The organism is Rouxiella aceris, from assembly GCF_012933545.1.
GTDB classification, from domain to species: Bacteria; Pseudomonadota; Gammaproteobacteria; order Enterobacterales; family Enterobacteriaceae; genus Rouxiella; species Rouxiella aceris.
This window is the reverse complement of sequence record NZ_JAADJU010000001.1, coordinates 550,071-562,506: the sequence shown is the minus strand read 5'-3', so window position 1 is coordinate 562,506 and position 12,436 is coordinate 550,071. Positions and strand designations below refer to the sequence as shown.

Genomic DNA, 12,436 nt, shown 5'->3' with positions numbered 1-12,436 from the left:
CCGAGGCAGACGTTAAATCACCAGAATGGGATTATCGGTTGCGTTTTATCTCTGCTAACCGAGGGTGATTATTTTAGCGCACGTCACCATTGAAGGTTAGCGTGCGTAGACTACCGCTTTGATTTTGCTCTTATGGAGAAGATATGTCCCTCAGTCGTCGCACCTTTTTACAGGCATCTGGCATGGCGCTTGCCGCTGGATCATTGCCACTGAGGGCATATGCCAGCGACTCGCAACCCGTCTTGCCTGTTCCGCCGCTGATTGAATCGCGCCGCGGGCAGCCGCTTTTCCTTACTCTGCAACAGTCCCACTGGTCTTTTCTCGGCGGTGCCAAAGCTCCGGTATGGGGTTTTAATGGCATGTACCTTGGGCCGACGGTGCGGGTGTTCAGCGGTGATGATGTCAAACTGATTTACAGTAACCGCTTGCCGGTGCCGACCTCGGTGACCATCAGCGGTTTGCAGGTCCCCGGCACCCTGACCGGTGGCGGTGCGCGCATGATGTCGCCGGGCAGTGACTGGTCGCCGGTGTTACCGATCCGCCAACCGGCCGCTACCTGCTGGTATCAGGCCAATACGCCAGACCATATGGCTGCCCAGGTTTACAATGGCCTGGCGGGGATGTGGCTGGTGGAAGATGAAGTCAGCAAAAATCTGCCGTTACCCAACCACTATGGTGTTGATGATTTCCCGATCATTATCCAGGACAAACGCCTGGATAGCTTTGGCGTGCCGCAATATGACACGCCATCCAGCGGCGGGTTCTTTGGTGACACCATGTTGGTTAACGGCGTACAGGGGCCGTATGTCCAGGTTTCCCGAGGTTGGGTGCGCCTGCGGTTGCTTAATGCCTCTAATGCTCGCCGCTATGAGCTGACGATGAGTGACCGCCGTGCCTTTCATGTGGTGGCCTCCGATCTTGGCTTCCTGCCAGCACCGGTAAGTGTGCAGCGGCTGTCGCTGGCTCCTGGTGAGCGTCGCGAAGTGCTGATTGATATGTCGCAGGGCGATGAAGTATCGATTTCTGCCGGTGAAGCGGCGGGCATTATGGATCGTCTGCGCGGACTGTTTCAGCCGTCCAGTATTTTGGTATCAACGCTGGTACTGACCTTGAAACCTACCGGCCTGTTGCCGTTGGTCACCGATAATCTGCCTATGCGCTTATTGCCCGATCAACTGATCACCGGCAGCGTGGTGCGTAGCCGCGATTTCCGCCTTGGCGACCGCCAGCCGGGCATTAACGGCTCGGTATTTGATATCGCCAGAACCGATGTGCAGGCCATGCAAGGCACCTGGGAACGCTGGACCATCCACGCCGATCTGCCACAGCCTTTTCACGTGCAGGGGGTGGTCTTTATGGTGAAATCCGTTAACGGTGCTGCTCCGCTGGTGGAGGATGCCGGATTCAAGGATACCGTCTGGGTTGACGGTGAGGTGGAGTTGCTGGTGTATTTCAATCAACCTTCCTATGAGCACTTCCCGTTCTTATACTACAGCCAGACGCTGGAGTTGGCCGACCGCGGCAGCATGGGCCAACTGGTGGTGCAACCCATGCTTGCCCCGTAATTTGTGCCGTTTACGCGTTGACTGCTCCTGTTACATCCCTGATATGACTCGCCATTAAAACCTGCCAGCAAGTAGCGGTTAGCTTGCTACCACTGGCAACGGATATCTGCTTTTTTATTCTGCAAGTTTATTCGCCATAGACAATAGAAGCCTATTAATACGACACACCCTCTTTTAGCCTGCCTTTTTAACCGTAAGGAGATGATGGTATGTTTTATGGGCAAATAAAAGTTGTATTAAGAGTGATTTTCGCAGTTGCCTTGATAGGGATATTTAGCCCTGTAAGTGCAGAGAATTTTTCAGTTAAATATACTAAGCCCCAGGGGAATAATGGGGATAGAGTGTATAGAAATCTGGGGGATAAACTAGAATATAAAATAGATGTTCGTGATGGCGATGCATTTACGGCAGAAAGATGTATTTTTACCTTTCGCATTAATCGTGGGGATTATTACTGTGCGGCGGGGAGCAATTTATTCGACAGTTACTATGATATTGATCCACTAATGTTTGCTCCCGAAAACATCTACACGCTAAAAGTGCAGACATTGTTTCACAGTATCTGGACGGGAGCCAATCGTGAAGCCTCGGATACGCGGGAGGTATACATTAATCCAGTGAAAGGCGATATTTCAGCGATTAACTATGACAACAGCAAAGGAAAAATTCTTGAACATTTGCTCGTTCAGCGTAGTGATAAATATTACAAAATGAGCGGTCGAGCATTCTACAGTGGCAATATGTTTTTAACCGAGTTTTATGACCGGGCAACAGGTAAATATATTGCTGATGATATTATGAAAGATCCTGCTACAGATGGATATTTTTATGATCGCCAGGTTATATTTCCTCAGCAAACGGGAAATTATAATGCAAAGATACTCGCCGCCAATATGGGGAAAGATGGCAAGCATCGTTATCATGTATATAACAGAACCCTTAGTCTGATGGTGGTGGATCAACTCCCTTCGCCACGTATCCGCACCGATAATCTTGCCAGTGAAATCCACATAAAAAAAGAGAGCATGACGTTCCCGGTGGAAATCCAAAATTATCAAAGCGGATTGGATAAATATATCGACAAGATGACGGTCTCGGTTGACGGTTTTCCCGCTAAAACCAAAGTTATCCCCAGTCCGACCAGCAAGAGCTTTACTGCCACAGTGGATACCTCAGGCATCTGGCAATCCGGGCAAACGCGCACCCTGCGTATCTGTATGGACCTCGGCAATAACCGAACAACGTGCGATTACCATGTTGTTAAATATAAGAATATTAAACCCGAAATCAGCTGGAGCGGCGAGTATAAAAATGACCAAACGCTGTACACCAATAAAGCGGATGTCAGACTGACGCTGGCTACTAAAGAGTATTCCGCCGGTGAGATCAACAGTGGACAGCTGTTTTACCGAGCCAAGGACGGCAAATGGCAATATATGCCGTTGCAGGGCAGTGGCACTCAGTGGTCGGCGACACCGCGTCTCAATCCGGGTGTGTTGTATGAGTTTCAGGCACAGATAACCAATGTTGATGGAGTGAAATCTGACTGGACAGCGTCCACCTATGTCGGCTTCGATAATACTCCGCCAACTGTGAGCTGGAGTGGGGACAACTATGCAAACCAAACGCGTTGGGTCAATAATTCGCGGGTCACGGTTTCCGTCAACGGCCATGACAATTTTGCTGGTATCAAAGGTGGCAAGCTGCGTTACTCCCCCTACAACAACGGCAATTTTCAGCCATGGAAGGAGGTCCATCTTAGCGGGGCGGGTAACCACTGGCAGGCCGAGCTGGTGCTGGAACCCGTAGGTCGGGCGTACGAGATCCAGGCACAGCTAGAAGATGTCGCCGGTAATCTCTCCCCGTGGACGGAACACCAGCAGGCAACCTTTATTGAGATTGATAATGTTGCGCCCACTGTCGCCTGGGCGGGTGAGATTAAACCGGGTAAAACATACTGGCTGACCCATGCCGAGGTGTCACCAGCGATGACCGCCACTGACGCCGCCTCAGGCGTGGCAAAAGGATCCCTCAGTTGGACCAGTGATAATGGCGTGAGCTGGCAATATAAGGCGGCAAAACAAAATGGCAATCAATGGAGTGAGAAGGTCACGTTATCACCGGGCCTGACCTATCGATTTACCCTCAATGCTACAGACAAAGCGGGAAATGCCAGTAAGTGGCTGCCTGAATCCAGGGTGATTTATAAAAAAGATAAACCGGTTATTTCCTGGGATAAAGACCAGCCGCTCGCGCTGGTAGATAGCAATATCGAGGTAAAAGCACGGGTGACTGACAGTGAGCAAGATAAACTGCTGACCGTGATCCAGTGGCAGGAAGTCGGCGCGACATCCTGGCAAAGCAGCCAACCGGTCACCCTGGATGGCAACGGTTTTTTTACTGCCCTGCTGCGCGGACTCGATCTGAATAAATCCTGGGTGCTGCATATCAACAGTACCGATGTTGCCGGCAATCTGGTGTCGAGTGACAATAAGTATCTGACACCGCTGTTTAAAGATGCCGATCTCAGCCTGAGTCCATGCGACGATCTCGACCAGTCAAATGGCTGCACGCCGGGGGATACGTTGCGCTTAAAACTGAGCGTCACGGCGGCCAGTGATGTCAAAGGGATGATGGCACAGGTTATCTTGCCCACGGGTTTAAGCAGTACCGGCAGGCCGGTACTGGATGCCGAAAACACCGATCTGCATCCCGATAATGCCAGTAAAGTCTCGGCCAGCCTCAATTTGCAGTGGACAGGGAGCGGAAGTCAGACCGATCTTTTTAGGGTGAAAGAGGGCACGCCAGTGCTGGAAAAAGGCGAGAGATTCACCTTGTTGTTGCCAGTGAAAATTGATGAAAATGCGCAAGGTACACTGACCAGCCAGGCATTGCTGGGGTCGTCTGCTGACGTGCTGGGCCAGCTAAAGCGCGAAGTACCACTAAAATTGCAGACGGACAACTTCCCGCTGGCGCAGGCGCTACATCTGGAAATTGCGTCGCCGGAAGTCAATAACGGCGAAACGGTGATCAGCACTCAGGCATTTAACTACTGCCTGAGTCTGCGTGCCGGTAAATGGGGATTGTCCGGCAGCCAGCTGCAATATATGTTGCCGCGCGGTCTGCGTGCCACTGACGCGCCGAGCATCAGTCACAAAAGTGATATCAGCCAAGGGATCAATAAAAGCTGGAACGGCACGGATAACCAGCAACTGCTGGATGCCAACGTGGTGCTGAAACCGAATCAACGTTTGCTGCTGCGCATTCCCGTGCAACTCACCAACGCCGGAACCAAACAGAGTAGCGTCAAGGCCAGCGCGCACAGCGTAAGCGGGGAAAAAACCGTGACCCATTGCCTGTTTGGTGAAAGCCTCGATTATATGAGTCGCCCGAGTTGTATCAGTACCTTACCTTCTGTGATATTTGCAGAAAAAGATATGGACTGCCGGTAGTAACCAATTAATAAAACTAAATATTTCCTGTGTGCCTGGCGTATCTGGCACATGGGAAATGTCCTTCGCAGTTTACCGGTATTAATGATACCTGCTCCTTTTTAATCTGCACATAAGCCGCATCGACAAGGTGCGGTCCTTATCGCGCACTTTAAGCCAGGAGCATACACATGCCAGATATTGAGCAATATCCACTTTATCAACAGCTAAAAAAACTTGGTATTCAGTCGGTATTTGATGTTGTCAGACAGAGTCGGCAACGTTTTATCGACAAAATGGTTAATGGCGTTGTTGATGACATCAAGTTATCCACGGAACAGGCGACGGCACTCTACGATACTGCCCTGAGCCGCGCCAGCCAGATCACCCATACTTATCTCAAGTCATTAGGACAGGTAGATCAGTCGGCTAAGCAGTTCAACAGCCCTCTGGGCCTGGCAGAAACTCCGACCTACCCAAATTTGTTCCCGGAGGACCTGGGCAAGCTGTGTCTGCCGGACAGTCTGGAGGCGACGCATTCACCGGCAGCCTACTTGAATAATTTGTATCAAACCGCGCTAAACATTGAACAGTCTGCCACCCCGCAGGCCAATAAATTGTCACATCGCCGTCCCGATTTGGCCAACATGCTGATTGATGCCAACAGCCATAAAGCTGAAGTCTGCACGCAGGACCTGGTCAATGAAATTCTTAGTCAGGGGATCGAGCAGCAGCAGGCGTCTGACCAGAATGGCAAAATGCTCTCCAGCGCAGAATGCCTGGCAACCAGCCGTTTTCCGTTCACCTTACCTTACGATGCGCCGGGGAGCACCATTACGCAGAGTTTGCAGGCATGCCAGACCCGCTGGGATGAAGTGATGCTGGAAAACGCCGAACAGCCGATTTTTTTAGCGCAAGATATAGCCCAAACGACGATTATGCGCCGTGCTCAACGTACCGGCTTTGCCACCAACCCTGAACTTTCGGCACTGTGTTGTCAGGCGCCGGTTATTTACTCCGGTGTATTACGTAAAAAGGGCGACGAAATTCTCGGTCCGGATATTACCAGCCTGGTCCCCTGGATGACGCCAGACACGCTAAAACCCATCGTGGTCGGCGGCCAGACTTCCGGCAAAAGCCGTGCCTATCGCTACGCCTTTACTACCCCACGCGATGCCAGGGTAACTGCCGAACCGGCGGCGGATGAATTGGTATTGGACTGGGAAGCGAATAAAGCGACCATTTTCACCATCACCTGTAGTAGCAATGCAAAAGATTCACAAGCCACCAGGCAAGTGAAGGTGCACGGCGTCAATATTCAGCAAAGCGACAAAAAGTCCTATTCACGCTATATCAATGACGTAAAAACCGATGAAACTGTCCCCCTTAAACGCTACCTGAAGCTGACTTTACAGGATGTTCCGGTTGTCGGTGATAACGAGTCCTATACCGGTACCCTGCGTTTACAGGCAAAAGATAACAACAGCGGAAGGGTTTTCGCCGAATTTAGTTATGCCATTATTATTGAAGGTAAAAATGCCGACGTGCATCAGCGAAATACTGAGAGTTACTGTCTGCAACACTATGGCCAACGGCTTAGTGACACGCCTTATCAGTCGGTTGTCAGCTTGCCGCTGGCCAGCGTATTAGCCCGTTGTCAATTAACGCGCAGCGAACTCGAACAGCTTCTTTGCCAGCAAGATCATAGGCCACGCATCTCGGTCAATTGCCCGCCGCAAAATGCGCTGTGCAAAACAGGCAAAAGTGCAGACAGTTTCCCGGCACCTTATCATTATGGTGCGGTTTATCTGCATGCTGCACGCGGGCCTCGCATTACCATTGACGACTCCTCGCCGGATGCCCCGATGCTGACCGGTTCTCCCGAACTGATCGAGCGTCTGCATCGTTTTATCCGTTTACAGAAGGCGTTAGCGCCTGATGATAAAAAATTAAATCCTGAACAGTTGGATCTGTTGCTCACCGCCTGCATGCGAGCCGAAGAGGGCAACCACAGCGCCAGCCTGACTTTCAGCGATAACACATTACGAGCGCTGGGTGTGTTCAGACAATGGCAGCAACGTTATGGCGTCAGTGCGGAACACTTTGCCGCTCTGCTTAATGAAATCAGCCCTTATGCCATTGGCCGCGGTGTACCGCTGTTTGATCGTATTTTTAATAAAAATAGTGCGACAGACAATGCCATGATCCTTGACGGTCTGCCTTTTGAGCATAGTCCCGCCGATCCGCTGCCGGTGTGGATTATGCAACTCTGTTCGGGGTTGGGAATTAATGCCAACGAATACCGTCTGTTGGCGCCATTGGTGGCGCAACAGTGGGATACCTGGGAATGGATCGAGGTCGACGATGGAAATGGCAAAGGTAAAAGGGATGAGTTAACCCACTTCCCGGATAAATTACGTCGTTCACTGGCAGTGGTCTCGGCATTTTATCGCCTGACCTCGCTGTTTCGTCTGCTGGGTTATAAACCCGAAGAGGGTGTGGCGCTGGTCAACCTGATTTTCCCCGAACCGGCAAATGTCTGGCAGCAACTTGCCGGTAAACCGACCCTGTCATCCCGTTCCGAAGCCGAGCGTTTTTTAGCGACAGAAGATAAAACCGATATGCTGGATGTGATGATGGTGCTCGAGCAGGCAGCGCGCTGGTTGCAGCAAAACCACATTGCGCCAGGCACCTTGCTCCAACTGGTGACCCGCGGTCAGCAGATAACCGATACTCCCCCGCTGCGTAGCTGGTTACAGACACTGGCCGCGCAGGTAAGCGGTTCGCTGATCACCCGCCATTGGATCGATAATCACAATATCCCGACGCAAGATGACGACAAAGTGGCGATCGATTGGCTCGCTGTACTCAACTCGCTGGTGGATCCACAAGGTGTCTTCCACAGTGACTTAACCAGCGACACCTTATCCGATCTACTGATAGCGGCGACTAAAGATCTGAAATTGGCCACGCTGCCAGAAGTGCAAAAAACGCTGGCGATGGCCCTGTCGGCTGATATGGAAAAGCAGCGTAAAACGGTCAGCGATGAACTCAGTAATAAATTCGGGCTGATGTCGCAAATTCCGCCACTATTATTGCGTTTGGTTGGTGAAAGCGAACAAACACTGCTTAATGCCGCGCTGGTAACGAGCGAAGAGACCGCACCGCAAACGGTACGAATTATTGTATTTAAAATCAGTATGTTTGCAGCAGTTGTTCTACAGCTCAATCTTAGCCCGGCGTTACTGACCAGCCTGATCGACAATCCGCAATGGTGGCACAGCACTCCCAATCGGCCGACAGACGCGGTGCTGACGCTGGAGCTGTTCTATCACCTGTGTAGCTTCGCGCAATTGCGTGACAGCGTTGAGGATGGCGAAGCACTGATTTTGTCATGGCTGAAAAATGCCAACTCACCGGTCAACAAGATCGCTCTCTACGCCCTCAATGCCGACAGCAAGTCGCAGCAGCGTGCTGAAAAAAATAAGCAGCATCTGCAAGCCTTGTTTGCTTTTAACGACAGCGACTGCAAATTGGCCCTGGCGCAAAAACCTGTCTCGATGCACGGTTTGGCGCTCCTTATCCGTCAACAGACTTTGCTTAATCAAACCGAACTCAGCCTGGACAACATTCATCATATTTCACAAATGACACCCGCTAGTGATTTTGATAGCCGTCAGACCTTGGCCCACACCCTGCTCAATTGTGTGAGAGCAAAATTTCAGGAGTCACAACAATGATTTTCACTACATTAGCAGAGCAACAGCATCAGGCGCTGGTAGCCTATTATATTCATCACGTTATTGCTAAAGATGCTGCATTGAAAGATAAAGTCACCGACGTTGATGCATTGTATGAGTATCTGCTTATCGATCCCGGTGTGACCCAAAAAGTGACAACCAGTCGCGTTGGCGAAGCAATTGCCAGCCTGCAGCAATATTTGGGACGTATTAGTCAGGATCTGGAACCGGGGCTGAAAGCGCAAGCCGACGAAATAGAAAAGTGGCAACAGTGGCAGCATCGTTATTCGCTGTGGGCCGGTTTGCGCCAGTTGGAAAGCCACCCTGAAAACTATCTTGATCCGGCGATGCGCCAGTATCAGACCGCCGAATTTACCACATTATTGCAAACTCTGAGCCAGGGTAAACTGCAAGAAAACAGTATTAAAAAAGGCATACTGGAGTATCTGAATAATTTTGAGACTATCAGCAATCTGAAAATTCTTAGTGCGTATCAATCTGGAAAAGATGTTAACAGTGCCCGTTTCTATTTTATTGGCCGCACTTACACTTCCCCAATGACTTTCTATATTCGCTGCCTGGATTTGTCAGAAACCAATGGTAAAGAGAATCTGAAGCCTTCGCTGAATGCCTGGGGTAATTGGGAACAGATTAATTTGCCGCTTAATGGCGCAGAGGATAAATCTATTCGCCCGATGTATCGCAATGGTCGTCTCTATATTGCCTGGGCCGAAAATAAACAGCTGCAAAATGAACAAGGTAAAAAAACCGACCAATGTACGTTGCGCCTGGGCCAGCAACAGCTGGATGGCAACTGGTCTATCTGCTTTGAGCAGTCAATAGATGATTTTTCCTGCAATTTTGTTATGGTCGGCAATATTATTGCCGCCGGTTTTGAGGGGAAATCCATGATAGGGCTAAGCCTTGCCGGATCCCCTAAATCAAAAGGCTTTGTGTTGGATGATTTACTTAATTCGCAACCAGACTCCGGTGTTGCTGCGGGAATGATTGCTAAATACAAAGGCGAAGAGGGGGGAGCCACCAGCGGTGATACTATTTTCCTGGTGCAAAAAGATTTAGATCTGACGCACAATAATAACGGCTCTTTCTGTCAGCTTAAAGCACCCGAGCCAGCGGTGAAACCAACTGCCAATAAAGACGATGCCAATAAATCAGAAACGGATGAGGAAAAGCCGGCCGATAATATTTGGGAAGATAAATGGAATTCATTACGTTATATGAGCACCTATGGCGACCAGGCGCGAAACTATCCACTCACTACCCAGTTTGCCAGCCAAATGGTGCCGCGTGCCCATAGTAGTTTGGGATCGCTGTTTAGCTGGGAAACCCAGCATCTGACCGAACCGGCTGTGGTCGATGGCGAACCGGATGTGTCGCTCGATTTTAACGGTGCCTACGGCCGTTATTTTTGGGAGCTTTTTCTCTATGTCCCCTGGTTAATTGCCAATCACTATACGGCACAACTGAATTTCAGCGAGGCGCAAAGCTGGCTTAATCGCCTGTTTACGCCGCATAAAAAAGAGGGACGTTACTGGCAAGTGCGGCCACTGCAGGAAACGGGTATGGAGAATGCCCGCCTGAAAACCCCCAACGATGCCAATGCCATGGCGGTGGCACATCCGATTTATTATAAAAAAGCGCTGTTTGCTAACCGTATTCGTTTCCTGATGGAGCAGGGCGATGCGCTTTACCGCGAACTGAGCCGCGACGGCCTTAATGAAGCGAAACAGTTCTATGTGCAGGCGCTTACCCTGCTGGGGGGCGAACCGCAACGCGCCACGGCACAACGCTGGCAGCCTGTTACCCTCGGTGAACTCAGTCAGACAAGCAACCAGGCCCTGCGCCAATTGGAACAACGTTTGCCAGGCAGTGAACTGCCGCTGCAGGCCGATGATTACGCCGCCGCCCACTACGATGCCCCGTTCCTGTTGCCACAGGATAGTGGCTTGCAACAGCTCTGGGATGATTTGCAAACGCGTATGTACAACCTGCGTCATTTCCTGACCCTCGACGGCAAGCCACTGACGTTGCCGCTATACGATGCCCCCGGTAATCCGGCAGAACTACAGCGTCGTTTGGCCAGCGGGCAGAGCCTGAACGGCACCGGTTCGGCAAATAGCCTGATGGTGCCGCCGTTCCGCTTTCAGGTGATGCATACCCGGGCGCAGAGCGCGGTAGAAACGCTTATTCAGTTTGGCAACCAGTTGCAAGGTTTTATGGAACGCCAGGACCAGCTAAAACTGGATAAACTGCAGTTAACCCATCAAAAGGAATTACTGCCTTATACCCTTGATTTACAGCAGCAAGCTATTGATATGGGCGATCAAAGCCTTGCCGCATTGCGGGAGTCAAAACGCTCGGCGACCACGCGTTATGATCATTACAAGAAACTGTATGACGAAAATATCAGTGATGACGAGAGTAAGGCGATGACTCACTCGATCATTGCCGGGGCACTTTATAGTGGGGCCAGCTATGCCTTTGCGGGGGGCGAGGCGCTGGATTTATTCCCCAATACCTTTGGTATGGCAAATGGTGGTCAACGCTGGGGGGGCGCGGCCCGTATTCCGGGATATCTGATGCAAGGTGTGGCTTCGGCACTGAATACCGTGGCTGGCAATCTGCAATCGACCGCCATGTATCACCGTCGCCGTCAGGACTGGGAAATCCAGTATCGGCTGGCAGAGCATGAGAAAACCCAGATAGATGCGCAAATCAAGGCTCAGGAAAAGCAAAATGCCCAATATGCCAAACAGTTGGCGCAAACCCGGTTTCAGGGACAGCAATTTAATCAGTTGCTGGAGTTTTGGGCGCAGCGCGTCAGCAATGTCCAGCTGTACCAATGGTTAATCGGCCAACTGCGCGGTTTGTTTCGCCAGGCCCGCGACGCTGCGGTCAGCCTGTGCAAGGCGACCGAAGCGGCATGGCGCTGCGACACCGGTTGGTTTAATGAGCCTTCGCCTTTGCGCGCAGATGACTGGAACGAAGCGCGATATGGTCTGTTGTGCGGTGAAAATCTTAAACTGGGCCTGCTGCAGATGGAGCAGAAATATCTGCTGCGTCATGAGCGTCATTTAGAGCTGACTCACACCCTCTCGCTGAAAGAACTGATCGGTCAGAAAGCCTGGGATCAGGTGGTGAAAACCTCGCAAGGGGATGCCAAGTTTACCTTTAGCCTTAATGAAAAAGCCTTTGCGCAGCGTTACCCCGGCCTCTATCAACGCCGTATTGTGCAGATAACCCTCTCGGTGCCGGCGGTTATCGGGCCTTATCAAAACATCAGCGCGTTGTTGACCCAAACCTCAAGCCATTTTCTGCTAAAAGCAGATGCCGGGGATTTTGCCCGGTTGGCTGGCGGCGAGATCACCTCGGCCAATATTCGCAGTAACTTGCGAGCCTCCCAGCAGGTGGCATTGTCCAGCGGATTTGAGGATGGCGGTTTATTTGTCGAGAATCTGGCGGATGAACGTTATCTGCCGTTTGAGGGGAATGGCGTCCACTCGAGCTGGGAGCTGAGTTTCCCTAATGTCGCCGGACACCCGGCACAGAAACAGCTGCTCGAGCGTATGACCGATGTCATTGTCAAAGTGCGGTATCGGGCATTAAACGGCGGTGATGCCTTTGCGAAAGCCGTCTGTGACGCCATGAAGCCTAAACCTGAATAACAGTTTTTTTCGCT

Annotated in this window: 4 protein-coding genes; all 4 read left to right on the top strand. The window is 51.1% G+C overall.

Features of this window, described 5'->3' with window-relative positions; translation table 11 throughout:
• The first annotated feature begins 143 nt into the window (after positions 1–143).
• The 4 genes from ftsP (at position 144) to GW590_RS02460 (ending at position 12,422) form a co-directional block, all read left to right on the top strand.
• Positions 144–1,565, top strand: coding sequence for a cell division protein FtsP (ftsP, locus tag GW590_RS02475; RefSeq protein WP_169401422.1), 1,422 nt, complete (start codon positions 144–146; stop codon positions 1,563–1,565).
• A 341-nt stretch (positions 1,566–1,906) separates the two neighbouring features.
• The gene (locus tag GW590_RS02470; protein ID WP_169401421.1) at positions 1,907–5,017 is read left to right on the top strand and encodes a phage tail protein; all 3,111 of its coding nucleotides are present in this window, start codon (positions 1,907–1,909) and stop codon (positions 5,015–5,017) included.
• A 170-nt stretch (positions 5,018–5,187) separates the two neighbouring features.
• Positions 5,188–8,736 carry a Tc toxin subunit A gene (locus GW590_RS02465; protein WP_169401420.1) on the top strand — a complete coding sequence of 1,183 codons (3,549 nt, stop codon included), beginning with the start codon at positions 5,188–5,190 and terminating at the stop codon, positions 8,734–8,736.
• Positions 8,733–12,422 carry a Tc toxin subunit A-related protein gene (locus tag GW590_RS02460; RefSeq protein ID WP_169401419.1) on the top strand — a complete coding sequence of 1,230 codons (3,690 nt, stop codon included), beginning with the start codon at positions 8,733–8,735 and terminating at the stop codon, positions 12,420–12,422. The genes GW590_RS02465 and GW590_RS02460 overlap by 4 nt, the downstream gene beginning before the upstream one ends.
• Positions 12,423–12,436 lie beyond the last annotated feature (14 nt).